This is a genomic window from Nocardia sp. NPDC005978 (genome assembly GCF_040614455.1).
Taxonomy (GTDB): domain Bacteria; phylum Actinomycetota; class Actinomycetes; order Mycobacteriales; family Mycobacteriaceae; genus Nocardia.
The window spans coordinates 12,987-29,933 of the sequence record NZ_JBEXUS010000098.1 but is presented as its reverse complement, the minus strand read 5'-3'; the positions used below and the strand labels follow the sequence as shown (position 1 = coordinate 29,933).

Here is a 16,947-nt window from a genome sequence, read left to right as displayed (position 1 = left end):
GGACCGCCGTCCGGGCCGATCGGCCAGCAGCCCGCGGCCGCCGCCCGCCCGGCCGAGCCGGGTTCGCGCCAGGGCGAACAGCCGCCCGCCGAGACGCCTGCCGTCGAGGAAACGCATCGCATCACCCCCGAGGAACTCGCGCAGACGCCGATCGCGTCGCGGGGGCTGCCGCCCGGTCTGGCCGGGGTGGGCGGGCGCTTCACCCGTCCGCCGGGGACGCCCGCCGACGATCAGATGACCTCGGTCATGGGCCGGAATCCGCAGCAGCCGGGTTCGCCCGGCGCGTTCGGTCCCGCCCAGCAGGGCGTGCCGCCGCAGGGTCAGGCCGGCCAGGGTTACCCGGGTTACGGCGCACAGGGGCAGCCCGGCGGCCAGCAATCGGGGTATGCCGGTGGGACGCCGGGACATTCGGGCGGCCAGCAGGGTGCACCGGGCGCCGGCGCGTACGGCGGTCAGGGCGGCTACGGCCAGCCGGCCGGCGCGTACCCCCAGCAGGGCGGATACGGCCAGGGCGGCGGCGGATACGGTCAGCCGGGCGGCCAGTCCGGTGGTGAATCGGGTGGCTACCACCCCGAGTCCGGCGGACGCGGGGGTTTTGCTGGGACTTCCGGAAACGCTCCTGGTCAGGCCGGGTCGATGTACGGTGGGTCGATGCCGTCCAGTGGGTCGCGTCAGAATCCGCAGTCGCCGGAGGATGTTGCCGGGCAGTCGGATTCGGAGTCCGGCGCCGAGGGGGAGCGCAGGCCGCGCAAGGGCAAGCTGTGGAAGAAGATGAAGGGCAACCTGTTCGGTGCGCCCATCATCATCGGCGCGGCGGCGCTGACCGCGCTGGGCGCCTATTCCGGTTCCGAGCCACCGCAACTCGCGGCCGCGCAGCTCGCCGACGGGCCACTGGCTCCCGGGCACGCGTGGGACCTGTCCCGCCTCATGGGTGAGGTCTGCGCGCTCACCCCGCTGGCGGTCCCGCCCGCCCCGGGCATCTCCGGGGTGGAGGATCCACAGCGCTCGCAATGCGTCACCGAGGGCGTGGACACCCTGCGCTACAAGATCCCGGGTCCGGTCCGCGGCAAGGACCCCGGGCCGCCGCTGCACATCTAGCGCGTAGGGAAAGCCGACACCGCGCTCGTCGCCGATGCGCTCCCCTCGGCAGCTGCGGGAAGGAACCATCCTTCCCGCCGGTGATCCGACTCGTTCCGGACCGACCGGAGCTCGACGCAGACGGGCCGCGAGCCCGGTGGAGCGCAGCGTCGTCGCCGGGCGCCGCCCCGTTTCAGGGGTGCGGTGCCGCGCTGGTATCGTTCTCCGTTGGCGTGCGGTACAGCCGGGTTCATTCCTGGCCGTCGCACGAGCCCCGGGTCTCCACCAGCCGCCGGGATCGCTCGACCACACGCCTGGCTGGCACCACATACGACAGACAGGGAACGACTGTGCCTACGTACAGCCCCAAGGCGGGTGACGTGACCCGCAAGTGGTACGTCATCGACGCCACTGACGTAGTGCTCGGCCGTCTCGCCGTGCAGGCCGCTGGCCTGCTGCGCGGCAAGAACAAGCCGACCTACGCGCCGAACGTCGACGGTGGCGACTTCGTCATCATCATCAACGCTGACAAGGTTGCCATCTCCGGCAACAAGCGTGAGAACAAGTTCATCCACACCCACTCCGGGTACCCGGGTGGTCTGACCTCGCGCTCGGTGGGCCAGGTCCTGGCCAGCCGTCCCGACCGTCTGGTCGAGAAGGCTGTCAAGGGCATGATCCCCAAGAACAAGCTGGGTAACGCCATCGGCGGCAAGCTCAAGGTCTACGCAGGCCCGACGCACCCGCACGCCGCTCAGCAGCCCATCCCGTTCGAGATCAAGCAGGTGGCCCAGTGACCGCTCCTGAGGAATTCGCCGACGACTACGTGGTCGAAGACACCACCGTCGAGGTTGTCGAGGAGGGTGACGGCTACGAGGCCGAGTACTCCTCCGAGGAGACCTTCGCCCCCATCGTGATCGACCGTCCGGTGCAGACCGTCGGCCGTCGCAAGGAGGCCGTGGTTCGCGTGCGCATGGTGCCGGGTACCGGCAACTTCGTGCTCAACGGCCGCACCATCGAGAACTACTTCCCGAACAAGGTGCACCAGCAGCTGGTCAAGTCGCCGCTGGTGACCGTCGAGCGCACCGAGTCGTTCGACATCTACGCCCGCCTCGTCGGCGGCGGCCCGTCCGGTCAGGCCGGCGCGCTGCGCCTGGCGATCGCGCGTGCGCTGATCGAGGTCACCCCGGAGGACCGTCCCGCCCTCAAGCGTGCCGGCTTCCTGACCCGTGACCCGCGTGCCACCGAGCGTAAGAAGTACGGCCTCAAGAAGGCCCGTAAGGCGCCTCAGTACTCGAAGCGCTGATATCACGCCGTACGGCAATACCGTGCCCGGTCTCCTCGGAGGCTGGGCACGGTACGGTTCGGGCGGCGTTTCGTGTGGGCGGGGCGCGGTGGCACCGTGTTCTTCGCCCACATGCGCGGGGTTTTCCCGAGAGCAGGCTCCCGGCGGCGATTCTCGAAATCGCTGCTACCCCCGCCGTCCGGCGTTATCCGATACGTTTCGTGTCGGGTATCCCGGGCGGCGGGCGGGTCCGGGTGCCTGCTCTTTCTGTTTTCCACCGATCAGGGGTGAGGTATGGGACGTTTGTTCGGCACCGACGGTGTCCGCGGGCTCGCCAACGACTCGTTGAGTCCGGAACTGGCGCTGCGGGTTTCGGCCGCGGCGGCACAGGTTCTGAGTAGGGGCAAGAAGCGCGCGCTGGCCGTGGTCGGCCGCGACCCCCGCGCGAGCGGCGAGATGCTGGAGGCGGCGGTCATCGCCGGGCTCACCTCCGCGGGCGTGGACGTGCTCTCGGTCGGCGTGCTGCCGACCCCCGCGGTCGCGTATCTGACCGGGGTCCACGACGCCTGCCTGGGCGTCATGATCTCCGCGTCGCACAATCCCATGCCGGACAACGGCATCAAGATCTTCGCGGCGGGCGGGCACAAACTCGACGACGCCATCGAGGACCGCATCGAGGCGCTCATGGCCGACGGCGGCTTCGCGCGGCCCACCGGCGCCGGGATCGGCCGTGTGCTGGGCAAGCCGGGGCAGCTGGACGAGGGGCAACCCGCGTACAGCCTGGAAGGCACCCACGAGCGGTACGTGGAGCACCTGGTCGAGGCCACCGGGCGCGACCTGAGCGGGCTCACCGTGGTCGTCGACTGCGCGCACGGCGCGGCCTCCGAGGTCGGGCCCGCCGCGCTGCGGGAGGCGGGCGCGACGGTCATCGCCATCAACGCCGAACCCGACGGGCTCAACATCAACGACGGCTGCGGCTCGACGCACCTCGAACCGGTGCGGCGCGCGGTCACCGAACACGGCGCGGATCTGGGCCTGGCGCTGGACGGCGACGCCGACCGCTGCCTGGCCGTGGACGCCACCGGCGCGGTGGTCGACGGCGACGCCATCATGGCGATCATCGCCCTGGCCATGCGCGATGCCGGGGAACTGGCGCAGGACACCCTCGTGGCCACCGTCATGAGCAATCTCGGCCTGCACATCGCCATGCGCGACGCCGGAATCCTCATGCGCACCACCGCGGTCGGTGATCGCTACGTGCTCGAGGAACTGCGCCGCAGCGGGTACACCCTCGGCGGCGAGCAGTCCGGGCACGTCGTGCTGCCCAGGTTCGGCACCACCGGCGACGGGGTGCTGACCGGGCTCAAGCTCATGGCGCGGATGGCCGAAACCGGCCGTGCCCTGGCCGATCTCGCGTCCGTGGTGACGACCGTGCCGCAGGTGCTGGTGAACGTCCCGGTCTCGGACAAGGCCGCCGTCGCGGTCGCGCCCGAGGTGCTGGAGGCGGTCGCGGAGGGCGAACGCCAGCTGGGGGACACCGGGCGAATCCTGCTCCGGCCCAGTGGAACCGAGCAGCTCGTGCGGGTGATGGTCGAGGCCACCGATCCCGAGCACGCCAACCGGCTGGCCGGCGATCTGGCGAAGCTGGTCGCCGCGGTCTGACACAGGTCCGATCGCGATGATGCCCGCTGTCATCCCGGCAGCGGGCATTGCCCGGCGGCGAACCGGCGCGGCCGGAGCCGCTCGCAAATCTACACGGGTCGTGCATGCCGCGCCGCAGTGGCGAGTGGAGTACGCCCGCGACATCGAGACCACGCCAAGGGAATTGGCGACGTCCTGCACCTGCGGGCGAAGCCCAGTTCGGCGAGCCCCACCCGGCCGGACACTCGGCGCAGGGTGACGGTGCCCGCGCCCACGGCGGCGCGGTGGCGGGGCCCTGCGGCCCGGTGCCCGAGGTTGCCCGGAAACACGGCACGGCCTGCGCCGCGACCGGCCGCCTCGGCGAGCGGCCGGATGGTCGGCTTCGGGCTACTGCTCTTCGGTGAGCTGACCCGCGTCCAGGTGCCAGCGGCGGGTGGCGCGGACGTTGTCGAGCATGCGGCGGTCGTGGGTCACCAGCAGGACCGTGCCGGTGAAGGATTCGACGGCCTGCTCGAGCTGCTCGATGGCGGCCAGGTCCAGGTGGTTGGTGGGCTCGTCCAGCACCAAGAGGTTGACGCCGCGGGCCTGGAGCAGGGCCAGGGCGGCGCGGGTGCGCTCGCCGGGGGACAGGGTGTCGTTGGGGCGCAACACATGTGGGCCGCGCAGGCCGAACTTGGCCAGCAGGGTGCGCACCTCGGCCTCGGGCCAGTCGGGGATCAGGGCACTGAAAGTGTCCGCGAGCGTTTCGTTTCCGCGGAAGAGGCCGCGGGCCTGATCCACCTCGCCGACCGCGACGCCGGAACCCAGTGCGGCCGTGCCGCTGTCGGGTGCGGTCTTACCCAGCAGCAGCGAGAGCAGGGTCGACTTGCCCGCGCCGTTGGCTCCGGTGAGCACGATGCGATCGCCGTAGTCCACCTGCACCGTCACCGGGCCGAGCGTGAAATCGCCGCGGGTGACGCGCGCGCCGTTCAGGGTCGCCACCACCGAACCGCTGCGCGGCGCGGCGGCGATGGACATGCGTAGTTCCCACTCTTTGCGCGGCTCCTCGACGGTCTCCAGGCGCTCGATGCGGCGCATGGTCTGCTTGACCTTGGACGCCTGCTTCTCGGTGGCCTCGGCGCGGGCCTTGCGGCCCATCTTGTCCGAATCCTGTTTGCTCTTGCGGCGGGCGTTGCGGACGCCGTGCTCCATCCAGTTGCGCTGCATGCCCGCTCGGGCCTCGAGCCCGGCCTTGGTGTCGGCGTACTCGTCGTAGGCCTCGCGCACGTGCCTGCGGGCGATCTCGCGCTCCTCCAGGTACGACTCGTAGCCGCCGTCGTACTGGCCGACCTGCTGCTGTGCCAGGTCGAGTTCGACGATGCGATTCACGGTGCGCGCCAGGAACTCCCGATCGTGGCTGATCACCATGAGCGGTTCGCGGACGCCGGTCACGAACTGCTCCAGGCGGGCCAGGCCGTTCAGGTCCAGGTCGTTGGTCGGCTCGTCCAGCAGCAGAATGTCGAAGCGGGACAGCAGGACCGAGGCCAGACCGGCCCGTGCGGCCTGGCCGCCGGAGAGCACGGTCATCGGGGTGTCCAGGCCGTGCGGCAGGCTCTCGGTGAGACCAAGTTCGGCGGCGACCTCCTCGGCGCGCTGTTCCAGATCCGCGCCGCCCAGGGCCAGCCAGCGTTCGAGCGCGGGGGAGAACTCGTCCTCGCCGCCCTCGGCGAGGCGCTCGGCTGCCGCGTCCATGGTCTGCTGGGCGGCGGCGACCTCGGTGCGGCGGCGCAGGAACTCCAGCACCGATTCACCCTCGACGCGTTCGGGTTCCTGGGTCAGATAGCCGACGGTGGCGTCGGGCGGGCTCAGGGTGATCTCGCCCTCGGGGGCGTCGCCGTCGGCGAGCATGCGCAGCAGGGTGGACTTGCCGGCGCCGTTCACCCCGACCAGGCCGATCACATCCCCGGGCGCCAGCACGAGATCGAGGTCGGCGAACAGGGTGCGCTCGCCGTGTCCGGCGGCCAGGCCGCGCGCATGCAGAGTGGTGCTCACCTGCGCGATTCTGCCGTGCTCAGGGTTTCACCCTGACCTCGGCCCCGTCGAAGTTCAGGGTCGGAATCGGGTGTGGGACCGATGCGCGGGGTCCGCCGAAACCGGAGAGTGGAGGTATGACAACACCGATCACCACCCGCAAGCGTCTCACCCGTTCGAGCCAGGACAAGTGGATCGCCGGTGTGTGCGGCGGCCTCGCCGAGTACTTCGGCTGGAGCCCCGCCATCGTCCGGCTGCTCTTCGTGCTGTCCTGCCTGCTGCCCGGACCGCAGTTCGTGCTGTACATCGTGCTGTGGCTGGTTATCCCGAAGCGCTGATTCATCCACAGGCGGGGAGTTATCCACATTTGGTATGAACGCGGTGCGGCGAGCCCTCGCGGGTGACAGGATGAGATCCACGTCACAGTGGAGGAGCTCAAATGGTCACATCGGGTGATCTGTCCGGCTTGGATCTGCCGAATCTCGACTCGCATTCCGAATTGGGCGCGCTCGGCGCCGTGGAGCTACAGCACCCGACCCAGGACATCGATGGCGACGGGCTGCTGGACACCGTGACAACCAACAGCGATCGCGCCATGCACGTCTGGACCGATATGGATCACGACGGGTACGTGGATCACGTCACCGTCGTGGACAGCGGTGGGGCGTACGCGGCCTGGGAGTTCCACCATCACCCGGACGGGTCCACCGAATGGGTGCGCACCGACGCCGGTCGCCTCGGCGGGTGACCGGTCGCTCGGGGGGTTTCGCGCTCGGGTAGCTGAATTGCGCTGCCGCCCAAGCTGATCCGCGCGTCCTCGGCGGGTGGCTGCCGCATTCTTGCCAGGGATTCAGGGGGATCAATGGGTGGATCGAACATGCCCGGATTCGGTGCGCTGCACGCGGATCTGACCGAGATGCGGGTTGCTGCCACCACCCTGCGATGTTGCGCGGACGCGCTCGCCCGGCAATCCCGCGCGGTGGCGGAGAACAGTTTCGGTGCGGGAAGTTCGGACGCGGGCCGCGACTACGCCGCCCAGGCGGCGGCAATCCACGCCGGGTTCACCCGAGTAGCGGCCTTCCTGCACCGGTGGAGCAGCGCGGCGTTGCTCACCGCCGACGTATTCGATCATGCCGCTGCCGAATACGAGCGGCTGGATCGCGAACGGGCGGCCTCCGCCGGTGCGGCGCAGCCATGACCTACGACCCCGCCGGCAGGTCGATCGACGAGATCCTGGACCACGGCGCCCCCGGGCTCCGGTTCTGGGAGCACTTCCTGCCGCTGTACGAGGAGGCGCTCGGGTCCCGGCGGAACAGCGCGCTGTCGGCTCTGCGGGCAGCCTACGACGAGCAGCGCGGTGCGGATCTCGCCGGACTCGACGACGCCCGAAACCGGTTGGCGCAGGCGCTGTCCGACGCGGAGTGCCAGTGGTCCGCACAGTGGGCCCTGGCCCAGCGGTTGCCCGCGTTCTGGAGCGGCGGCACCGGCGACCAGGCGCAGTCCACCCTGATCGCCCAGTTGCGCCGCGCCCGCGAGGATCTCGATGCCGCCCGCTCGGCCGTGGCGGCCCTCGGTGACCTGCCCGCCCCGCTCCGCCAGGCCGCCCTGACGAAAGCGGAGGCGGCTCTGGCCCTCCTGGAATCAGCCGGGGGTGGTGAGCCCCGCGTCGCCGTCGCGGGGAGGTCGCTCGTCGAGATCGCGGCCTTGGAGGATTCCGACCCCTGGCTCACCTCCACCTTCAAAACCGAGGTGGAAGAAAGATTGGAAGCCTTCACCCGAACCTGCCGCACAACGGACCAAGCCTTCGAATCCCACTACGCCACGGTGATATCCGCGCTCGACGCCGTTCTCGACCTGCCCTTTCCGCAGCCGTTCGCCGTCTGGTCGGAGCAGTCACCAGCCGATCCTGCCCGGCTCGGCACGTCACCGGACGCGATGGCGGGCGGCTCGAAGTACGGTTTGCCCGATGATCGTTCGGGTCCCGAGCGGAGCGCCGAAGGTCGGCAGGGTGGTCCCGACTCTCCGGGTTCCGGATTCACCGATTCCGGAGCCGGACCAGGCGCGCCACCGGAAACGAACCCCGACCTCCGATCGGCCCCGGCATCCCAGTACGACGACGCGCAGACCCGGCCGGCCACCACCCTCGATGCCCGCCCGCAACTGCCCGGCCCGATGACAGCGCCCGCCGCAACCTGCCCGGACGCGGCGAACCCGAATGCCGCGCAACAGGCCCAGCCGAACGCCGCTCAACCGCAGTGCGCACAGTCGAACCCCGCCCAACTCCACTGCGCCCCATCGGGAACCGCCTCCGCCCCAGGCCAGCCGTCCACCCTCACCGCCCCGTCCAACCGTGAACCCGACGGCGAACCGGGCCACTCACATCCGGAATCGTCCACCGACCCCGAAGCACCGGGCGCGCCCGCGACCCAACTCGCCGAAGCCGCCGCGACCTTCCTCACCACCCTCACCGAGGCCGTCGGTACCCTCGCAACCACCGTGCTCCCCGAAGCCCTCTCGGCCCTCACGGACCTCCTGCCCACCCCGGGCGAATTCCTCGGGGAGCCATCGGATCCGAACCCGATTCCGTCGGACCCCGCCGATCCCGCCCCCACGCCCGGCGCCCCCGCGGACAACTCGCCCGCTCCCGGCGGCCTCGACCAGCCACCCGAGCCGCCCCCCGCCGAAGCCCAACCCCCTGCGGCGGACAACAATCCATCGCCCGGCGACCCTCGGCCTCCGGAGTCCTGCGCCAATCCGCCACGCGCACCCGAAAGCCCGGGTGCGGCAGCCGATCCCGCCCCTCGATCTCCGGCGAGTCCGGATGCATCGTTCCCCGGCCCCGCACCCGCCGAAATCCCGCCGTCCTGTCCCGCCCCGCCAACGGATGCCAAGGACGACACGGCGCCGCCCGGGAAACACGATCCAGGACCGCCATCCGCCGCATGCGAAGAGGTTCCGCCACCCGTCCACCCCGATCCAGGTGTGGCACAGAACGAATGCGGACCCGGTTCCCCCGCCTCCTCGTGTCCCGGCGATGGATCCCCGGAAGCGCCATCACCCCCATCAGCCGGTAAGCCCGACTGCGAAGCAGCGCCGCCGCCGAACGAGGCTCACCCCGACCCCGCCCCGAACCAGCTCCCGGATCGCCCGGCTCCCCCAGAACTCGAGGTGCTGCCCCTCGGCCCGGACGGCCTCCCCCGTCCCTCCGCCGCGCCACCCCCCGAACCCGCTCCGCCCCCGAACAACCCGGCCGAACCCCCGCCCGCCGCCCCACCCGGCGCCGAGATCCCCGACGGCGGAACAGAAATCCCCGACACCGTCGAGCCCTAGCGGATCGGATCATGGTCGATACCTCGCCCTGCAACGTCCTTGTCGCCCGATCGCGACAGTGGACTGCCAGTCCTGGTGGTATCTGAGCTCCGCTGAACCCCGGCGACCAGGAGCGGGGAGGCACCTTACGAACCTGTTCCGTCATAGAACAACCCGGCCGAACCTCGAGCGAAGGCCTGCTAGCGGCGAATTCCTCGACCGCGGAACGGAAATCCTCGACACCGCCGAGGAGCAAACGTGCGCGTCGGCTTCGCTTTCCCCGCGGATGACCTTCGCCATCGGATATACCTGGAGGCATCACGGTTCTTACCTCTGCGGCCGTGTAACCGTCGCGCCGAACTCGCCGGGCTCGTGAACCCGCCCGGATGAACTCGGGTGGCTAGGTCGCGGCGCGGTGGAAAGGGATTCGGCAGCCACCTCCCATTCTCGCCGAACCCGTTCTATGGCATGGCAACCCGGTTCGAGCCGATACGCCATCTCGCCGGTCGCAGAGCCCCGGGTTGCTGGCGTGCCACGGCGATCACGCGAAAGGGATCGGGCTTCCGCGGCTCGAGCGGGCCGGTATCGACCGGAGGTGTGTGGCGGATCCGACCGGGGCGCGGACGGTCGGAACGGGGTGGGCGTGGGCTACTTGCGGAGGGCCTGGACCAGTTGGAGGAGGGGGAGTTTCTGGGGCTCGGGGGTGGGGTCTTCCTCTTCCGGGGCGTGGGGGTCCACGGTTGTCGTGTGGGGGACCAGGGACTCGGGGTCGGCGAAGGGCTTGTACTTCTTGTCGCCGAGGAGGGTGTAGTTCAGGTAGCCGGTCAGCAGGGCGCGGGTCAGGCGTTCGGTTTTGGGCTCGTGTTTGCCCGCGCCGAGGGCCGACAGGGCGCGGCGGCCTTCGACTATGCCGTTGTGCGTGGCCTTTTCGACCGTGCGCAGGACGGCGGGGCCGGCCCAGGCGGCGGCCAGGGGGAGGGCGTTGGAGTTCACGGCGTCGATGTCGTCGGCGCCCGCCAGGATCAGGGCGGGGGCGTCGATGCCGGGGGCCAGGGCCTCACCGGAGGGCGCAGTGGGGGAGGGGTAGAGGGCGGCGACCGCCGCGACCTCGCGCTGGGCGGCGGCGATCACCGCGGCGCCCGCGCCCATGCCGTGCCCGGCCAGCGCCAGGCGATCGGGGTGCACGCTGATGTCGCCGTTGCCCAGTCGCACCCCGGTGCAGATGTCCAGGGTGGTGAGCAGGTCGGCGGCCAGATTCAGGTGCGAGGGAATCGGCCCGCGCTCGGTATCGGGCGCGGCCGCCACGAATCCCCACGACGCCAGATGCTCCAGCAGGCGCCGGTAGTTCGAGGCGCCCGTCAGCCACCCGTGACCGAAGGCCACCGCGGGCAGGTTCAGGCCCTTCGCGGGCGTGTACACCACACCGGGCTGCCCCGCGATGCCGAGGTTTCCCCGCAGCACCTGGTGGTTGCCGCGGGCGGTCAAAGTGCTCAGGAGCGATTTCACAGACGCCGACACGAGGTTGAACTTATAGGATCGCCGACTCGTTGGGGCGTTTCGCCCGGTCCGCTGCACATCCGGATTCGCGAGCCCCACATACCTCGGTAGGCTGGTGACCCATGTGCGGAATCGTGGGGTACGTGGGGTATAGGGACGCCCTGGCCGTGGTGGTGGACGCGTTGCGCCGCATGGAGTATCGCGGCTACGACTCCGCCGGAGTGGCCATCGCCGACGGCGCGGGCGGGCTCGCCGTCGAGCGAAAAGCGGGCCGACTCGCCAATCTGGAAGCCGAACTCGGCGAGTCCGGTGTCGCGCGTTTCGCGGGATCGACCGGTATGGGTCACACCCGCTGGGCCACCCACGGTGCGCCCACCGATCGCAACGCCCATCCGCACCGCGACCACACCGGCCGGGTCGCGGTGGTGCACAACGGCATTATCGAGAACTTCGCACCCCTGCGGCGCGAACTCGAGGAGGCCGGGGTCGAGCTCGGCAGCGACACCGATACCGAGGTCGCGGTCCACCTGGTCGCCCGTGCCTACGCCAAGGGCGAGACCGCCGGTGATTTCGTCGCTTCCGCGCTCGGCGTGGTCCGCCGCCTCGAAGGCGCGTTCACCCTGGTCTTCACCCACGCCGACCATCCGGACACCATCGTCGCCGCCCGCCGCTCCACCCCGCTCGTCGTCGGCGTCGGCAAGGGCGAGATGTTCATCGCCTCCGACGTCACCGCCTTCATCGAGCACACCCGCGAGGCGGTCGAACTCGGCCAGGACCAGGCCGTGGTCATCACCGCGAACACCTACGCCGTCACCGACTTCCACGGCGCGACCGAGGGCGTGCGCACCCGGCCCTTCACCATCGACTGGGATCTGGCCGCCGCCGAGAAGGGCGGCCACGAGTACTTCATGCTCAAGGAGATCGAGGAGCAGCCCGCCGGCGTCGCCGACACGCTGATCGGGCACTTCGCCGACGGCAAGATCATCCTCGACGAACAGCGGCTGCACGACCAGGAACTGCGCGAGGTCGACAAGGTCTTCGTGGTCGCCTGCGGCAGTTCGTATCACGCGGGCCTGCTCGCCAAATACGCCATCGAGCACTGGACCCGCCTGCCCGTGGAAGTCGAGCTGGCCAGCGAATTCCGTTACCGCGACCCGGTTCTGGACCGCTCCACGCTGGTGGTCGCCATCTCCCAGTCCGGCGAGACCGCCGACACCCTGGAGGCCGTGCGGCACGCCAAGGAGCAGAAGGCGCGCGTACTGGCCATCTGCAACACCAACGGCGCGCAGATCCCCCGCGAGGCCGACGCAGTGCTCTACACCCGCACCGGGCCGGAGATCGGCGTCGCCTCCACCAAGGCGTTCCTGGCCCAGATCACCGCCAACTACCTGGTCGGGCTCGCCCTGGCCCAGGCGCGCGGCGTCAAGTACCCGGACGAGGTCGCGCGCGAGTTCGCCGAACTCGAGGCCATGCCGAAACTCGTGTCGCGCGTGCTGGAATCGGGCGAACAGGTGCGTGCCATCGCCCGGCAGCTCGCCACCGTGCCCACGGTGCTGTTCCTGGGCAGGCACGTCGGCTACCCGGTGGCCCTCGAAGGCGCGCTCAAGCTCAAGGAACTGGCGTACATGCACGCCGAGGGCTTCGCGGCGGGCGAGCTCAAACACGGCCCGATCGCGCTCATCGAGGAGGGTCTGCCCGTCATCGTCGTCATGCCCTCGCCCAAGGGCCGGGCCGTCCTGCACTCCAAACTGCTGAGCAATATCCGCGAGATCCAGGCGCGCGGAGCCCGCACCATCGTGATCGCCGAGGAAGGCGACGACACCGTGCGCCCCTTCGCCGACCACCTCATCGAAATCCCCGCGGCCCCAACCCTTTACCAGCCGCTGCTGGCGACGATCCCGCTCCAGATCTTCGCCGCCGAGGTGGCGATGGCTCGCGGCTACGACGTCGACAAGCCCCGCAACCTCGCGAAGTCGGTGACGGTCGAGTAGCTCGCCCGGGCGTCACCGGCGAAAAACCGGGGCTCAGGGCTCGACGGTGACGGTGCCCTTCATCTCCGGATGCAGCGGGCACAGGTAGCGGAAGGTGCCGGCGGTGGTGAAGGTGTAGCTCCACTCGCCGGTGCGGATGATCGGACTGTTGATCCCGAGGGCCACGTCGCCGATGCCCTGCACCGCGTGCGGGGCCTTGTCGGCGAACTTCCACAGGACCGTGTCGCCGGCCTTGACGGTCAGGTTCGCGGGGGAGAACGCCATGTCCTCGACGGTCACCGTCGTGATGGCGGCCGGGCGCGGGCCGGAGTTCGCCGCCGCCGAGGTGGTCGCACCGGCGCCCGGGGTCGCCGAGGCGCTCGGCTTCGACTCGTCCGAACCGCATCCGGCCAGCGCCACCACTCCACCGACGACGGTCACGAGGAACAGGGCACGCGCGGGCGAGTAGCGGCGGATCGACATGCGGGCCAGCGTAAACCCTCGCCGGTGGCGGCCCGCCGAGCGGTGCGCCCAAGGGGCGGCCCCGCGGTGCGGACTCGGCTCGGCGGGTGCGAACCGCCGAACCCGAGGCGGCGCGACTCGATTTCACGCACCGGCGCGAGTAGGCATGGACGTCCGTATGCGCGGTCCCAGGGCGCGCGGTTTTGCCGGGCGAGTGCACGCACATGCGGGACGGGGGCATAGAGGCGTGCGTCCCGGCGGGTGGGCGCCCGCGGTCGGCACCGGGACGCGAGCCGATCTCGCGCCCCGGCGCGCGTGCGCGCCCGGGGGTGGTGGCGGGGCGTAGTCTGCTGACGTCGTGCACAGGCGGGGTGAACGCCCCGCGAAACCTGCTCTCGCGGGAGGCGAGCCATGAGCGCACCGGGCCGGCGTGGATATTTCACCGCCGCGGAGATCCGCGCGGCCGAGGCGGAGCTGTTCGAACGCGTGCCCGCCGGAATGCCCATGCGCCGTGCGGCTTTCGGGCTCGCCGAGGTGGTGGTGCGGGAACTGCGCGAGCGCACCGGGGGTGTGGCCGGGCGCTCGGTCACGCTGCTGGCCGGCTCCGGTGACAACGGCGGCGACGCGCTGTGGGCGGGCTCGTTCCTGCGGCGGCGCGGGGTGGCGGTCGAGGCGATTCTGCTGGCCCCGGAGCGGGCGCACGCGGCGGGACTGGCCGCGCTGCGCCGGGCCGGCGGCCGGATCAGCGACTGCCCGGGCGCACCCGATCTCGTGGTGGACGGCATCGTCGGCATCTCGGGGCGCGGATCGCTGCGGCCCGACGCCGCGAAACTCGTTGCCGCCGTGCGGGCTCCGATTATCGCCGCCGATCTGCCGAGCGGTGTGGACCCGGATACCGGCGCGATCGACGGCCCGGCGGTACGGGCCGCGGTGACCGTCGCGTTCGGCGCGTACAAGCCGGTGCACGCCCTGGCCGCCCCGCACTGCGGGCGAATCGACCTGGTGCCCATCGGCTTACGGCTACCGGAGCCGAATCTCGCCGCGCTGGAACCGATGTCGATCGGCGCGGACTGGCCGGTCCCCGCCGCCTCGGACGACAAGTACACCCAGGGCGTGACCGGCGTCTGCGCGGGCAGCGCCACCTATCCCGGCGCGGCGGTGCTGTGCACCGGCGGCGCGATCGCCGCCACCTCGGGCATGGTTCGCTACGCGGGCACCGGGGCCGAATCCGTGCTGGCGCACTTCCCGGAAGTCATTGCCGCACCCACTGTTTCGGCGACCGGCCGGGTTCAGTCCTGGGTGTTCGGCCCCGGCGCGGGCACCGACGCCGCCGCCCGCGAGCGGCTCGCCGAGATCCTGGCCACCGACCTCCCGGTCGTGGTCGACGCCGACGGTCTCACGCTGCTGGCCGCGGACCCCGCCCTGATCGGCGGTCGCAGTGCGCCCACGGTGCTGACCCCGCACGCCGGTGAGTTCGCCCGTCTGACCGGCGTCGAACCCGGCCCGGACCGGGTGTCGGCGGTGCGCGAACTCGCCGAATCCCGGGGGGTCACAGTCCTTCTCAAGGGCCGGGCCACCCTGGTCGCCACGCCCGGGCAGCCGGTCCTGGTCAACGAGGCGGGCGGCTCCTGGGCCGCGACCGCCGGATCCGGTGACATCCTGTCCGGCGTCATCGCCGCCCTGCTGGCCGCCGGGCGCGAGCCCGCCTGGGCCGCCGCGGCCGGTGCGCGCGTCCACGCGCTGGCCGCCAACCTCGCCGCCCACGACACGTCCGTCGCGGGCGCGCCGATCTCGGCCTCCCCGCTGCTCGCCCACCTCCGCCGGTCCATCGCCACCCTGCGCGAACTCGCCGCCTGAGCCCGGTCCCGATACGAGAGCCGATCGATGCGTCCGCGTTCGGACACCGTCCCGCCCGGTCGCGCACGGTGTTCGAGCACCGGGCCGTGGCTTTTCGCGCCCGCGGAGGCGGCAGCACCGCGAGGACCCTGCTCGGCTCAGGCTGATCGATCGGCCTCGACAGCGGATTTCGGCGGCCGCGCGCCGGATCGGCCCGCCTGCCCGGGCGGGTGTGATCGGTGTCGCGCGGGCCGGGATGGCAGGATCGGGATTGTGAACAAGCCCGATCCGCAGGTGGAGACCCTCGTCGATCTGAACGCCATTGCCCACAATGTGCGAATTCTGGCCGAGCACGCGGGGGACGCGGCGGTCATGGTCGTGGTGAAGGCGGACGGATACAACCACGGGGCGGCGGAAGTCGCACGGGCCGCGCTGGACGCCGGGGCGCGCGAGCTCGGGGTGACCACCGTGGGCGAGGCGCTGCAGTTGCGGGCGGCTGGGATCACCGCGCCGATTCTGTGCTGGCTCAACAACTCCGACGCCGATTTCGTGAGCGCGGTCGAGGCGGACATCGAGATCGCGACACCGTCCGTGGCGCATCTGCGGGCGGTCGCGGCGGCGGCGCGCGAGGCCGGCAAGACCGCGATCGTCTCGCTCAAGGTCGACACCGGGCTGAACCGCAACGGGGTCTCGCCCACCGAATACACGGCGGTGCTGGAGCTGCTGAAGGAACTGGTGGCCGCCGGCACGGTGCGGTTCCGGGCCGTGTTCTCCCATCTCGCGCACGCCGATCAGCCGCACCACCCCACCATCGACACCCAGCGCGATCGGTTCCTCGACTACATCGCCACCGCCAAGGAATACGGCCTGGAACCGGAACTGGTGCACCTGGCCAACTCCGCCGCCACCCTGACCCGCCCGGACCTGGCCTTCGACATGGTCCGCCCGGGCATCGCGGTGTACGGGCTCTCGCCCATTCCCGAGATCTCCGACTTCGGCCTGCGCCCGGCCATGACCTTCCGCGCCCGCGTCGCCCTGGTGAAACACGTCGCCGCCGGGGAGGGGGTCTCCTACGGCCACGAGTGGATCGCCGAGCGCGAGACCGTCGTCGCCCTCATCCCCGCCGGGTACGCCGACGGCGTACCGCGCACACTGGGCGGCAAATTCGAGGTGTGGGTCGGCGGCGAACGGCGGCCCAATGTCGGGCGGGTCTGCATGGACCAGCTGCTGGTGGACCTGGGCGACAACGCCTCCGGCGTCCGCGAGGGCGACACCGCGGTGCTGTTCGGCGGCGCCGCGGGCGAGCCGCACGCGCAGGACTGGGCCGACATCCTCGGCACCATCCACTACGAAGTGGTGTGCGCTCCCCGCGGCCGCGTCGTCCGCCGGCACCTCGGCGGTGACCGGTGAACGCGCGCGGCGGCCACCGCGAACTCCCCACCGTGGAGGACACCGAAGCCCTCGGCCGTGAACTCGCCACCCACCTCCAAGCCGGGGACCTCGTGATCCTCGACGGCCCCCTGGGCGCGGGCAAAACCGCCCTCACCCGCGGCATCGCCGCCGGCCTCGGCGTCCAAGGCCGGGTCAGCTCACCGACTTTCATCATCGCCCGCCAGCACCGCGCCGCCGCCGACCCCGGCTCGATAGCCCTGGTCCACGTCGACGCCTACCGCCTCGGCGGCGACCTCGACGAGCTCGACGCCCTCGACCTCGACACCGACCTCAACGACGCCGTGGTCGTGGTCGAGTGGGGCCTCGGCGTGGTCGAGCACCTGGCCGACCGCCACCTCCGGGTCCTGCTCCGCCGCGAACCCGACTCCGACACCCGCACCGCCGACTGGGAATGGGTGTCGTCGAACTGAC

14 protein-coding genes and 1 pseudogene are annotated in these 16,947 nt (G+C 71.2%); 12 read left to right on the top strand and 3 right to left on the bottom strand.

Annotation, left to right across the window (positions count from 1 at the left end; all coding sequences use genetic code 11):
- From ABZ319_RS31610 to glmM, 4 genes and pseudogenes are all read left to right on the top strand, one after another.
- Positions 1 to 1,098: pseudogene (locus ABZ319_RS31610) on the top strand (hypothetical protein); the annotation flags it as partial.
- A gap of 329 nt (positions 1,099 to 1,427) precedes the next feature.
- Complete coding sequence (rplM, locus tag ABZ319_RS31605; protein ID WP_354990186.1) at positions 1,428 to 1,871, top strand: 50S ribosomal protein L13; 444 nt, start codon at positions 1,428 to 1,430, stop codon at positions 1,869 to 1,871.
- Entirely contained in the window at positions 1,868 to 2,380 is a 513-nt protein-coding gene (gene rpsI / locus ABZ319_RS31600) for a 30S ribosomal protein S9 (RefSeq protein ID WP_354990185.1), read from the top strand. The genes rplM and rpsI overlap by 4 nt, the downstream gene beginning before the upstream one ends.
- A 273-nt stretch (positions 2,381 to 2,653) precedes the next feature.
- On the top strand, positions 2,654 to 4,021 hold the full coding sequence (gene glmM / locus ABZ319_RS31595) for a phosphoglucosamine mutase (RefSeq protein ID WP_354990184.1): 1,368 nt from the start codon (positions 2,654 to 2,656) through the stop codon (positions 4,019 to 4,021).
- Between the two features lie 366 nt (positions 4,022 to 4,387).
- Here the strand turns inward: glmM and ABZ319_RS31590 are convergent, their stop codons facing one another.
- Positions 4,388 to 6,031, bottom strand: a complete 1,644-nt coding sequence (locus ABZ319_RS31590; RefSeq protein WP_354990183.1) for an ABC-F family ATP-binding cassette domain-containing protein — start codon at positions 6,029 to 6,031, stop codon at positions 4,388 to 4,390.
- Positions 6,032 to 6,147: 116 nt separating this feature from the next.
- Here ABZ319_RS31590 and ABZ319_RS31585 point away from each other — a divergent pair, with 116 nt between their 5' ends.
- The 4 genes from ABZ319_RS31585 to ABZ319_RS31570 all read left to right on the top strand — a co-directional run bounded on the left by ABZ319_RS31585 (position 6,148) and on the right by ABZ319_RS31570 (position 9,340).
- Positions 6,148 to 6,348 (top strand): PspC domain-containing protein, encoded by a 201-nt coding sequence (locus ABZ319_RS31585; protein ID WP_354990182.1) that lies wholly within the window; start codon positions 6,148 to 6,150, stop codon positions 6,346 to 6,348.
- Positions 6,349 to 6,449: 101 nt separating this feature from the next.
- A complete protein-coding gene (locus ABZ319_RS31580; RefSeq protein ID WP_354990181.1) occupies positions 6,450 to 6,758 on the top strand; it encodes a DUF6802 family protein in 309 nt (102 codons plus the stop codon).
- 129 nt (positions 6,759 to 6,887) lie between these two features.
- Complete coding sequence (locus ABZ319_RS31575) at positions 6,888 to 7,208, top strand: hypothetical protein (RefSeq protein WP_354990180.1); 321 nt, start codon at positions 6,888 to 6,890, stop codon at positions 7,206 to 7,208.
- Positions 7,205 to 9,340, top strand: a complete 2,136-nt coding sequence (locus tag ABZ319_RS31570) for a hypothetical protein (protein WP_354990179.1) — start codon at positions 7,205 to 7,207, stop codon at positions 9,338 to 9,340. Before ABZ319_RS31575 ends, ABZ319_RS31570 begins: the two co-directional genes overlap by 4 nt.
- A gap of 627 nt (positions 9,341 to 9,967) precedes the next feature.
- Here ABZ319_RS31570 and ABZ319_RS31565 read toward each other — a convergent pair.
- Entirely contained in the window at positions 9,968 to 10,837 is an 870-nt protein-coding gene (locus ABZ319_RS31565) for an alpha/beta hydrolase (protein WP_354990178.1), read from the bottom strand.
- Positions 10,838 to 10,938: 101 nt separating this feature from the next.
- Here ABZ319_RS31565 and glmS point away from each other — a divergent pair, with 101 nt between their 5' ends.
- On the top strand, positions 10,939 to 12,807 hold the full coding sequence (glmS, locus tag ABZ319_RS31560) for a glutamine--fructose-6-phosphate transaminase (isomerizing) (RefSeq protein ID WP_354990177.1): 1,869 nt from the start codon (positions 10,939 to 10,941) through the stop codon (positions 12,805 to 12,807).
- A gap of 33 nt (positions 12,808 to 12,840) precedes the next feature.
- On the opposite strand, the gene ABZ319_RS31555 is transcribed toward glmS, so the two are convergent.
- Complete coding sequence (locus tag ABZ319_RS31555; protein WP_354990176.1) at positions 12,841 to 13,269, bottom strand: cupredoxin family copper-binding protein; 429 nt, start codon at positions 13,267 to 13,269, stop codon at positions 12,841 to 12,843.
- Positions 13,270 to 13,659: 390 nt separating this feature from the next.
- Between ABZ319_RS31555 and ABZ319_RS31550 the strand changes: the two genes are divergently transcribed.
- The 3 genes from ABZ319_RS31550 to tsaE all read left to right on the top strand — a co-directional run bounded on the left by ABZ319_RS31550 (position 13,660) and on the right by tsaE (position 16,946).
- Positions 13,660 to 15,105 (top strand): NAD(P)H-hydrate dehydratase, encoded by a 1,446-nt coding sequence (locus tag ABZ319_RS31550; protein ID WP_354990175.1) that lies wholly within the window; start codon positions 13,660 to 13,662, stop codon positions 15,103 to 15,105.
- 252 nt (positions 15,106 to 15,357) lie between these two features.
- Positions 15,358 to 16,494 carry an alanine racemase gene (alr, locus tag ABZ319_RS31545; protein ID WP_354990174.1) on the top strand — a complete coding sequence of 379 codons (1,137 nt, stop codon included), beginning with the start codon at positions 15,358 to 15,360 and terminating at the stop codon, positions 16,492 to 16,494.
- On the top strand, positions 16,491 to 16,946 hold the full coding sequence (gene tsaE, locus ABZ319_RS31540) for a tRNA (adenosine(37)-N6)-threonylcarbamoyltransferase complex ATPase subunit type 1 TsaE (protein WP_354990173.1): 456 nt from the start codon (positions 16,491 to 16,493) through the stop codon (positions 16,944 to 16,946). The genes alr and tsaE overlap by 4 nt, the downstream gene beginning before the upstream one ends.
- Position 16,947 lies beyond the last annotated feature (1 nt).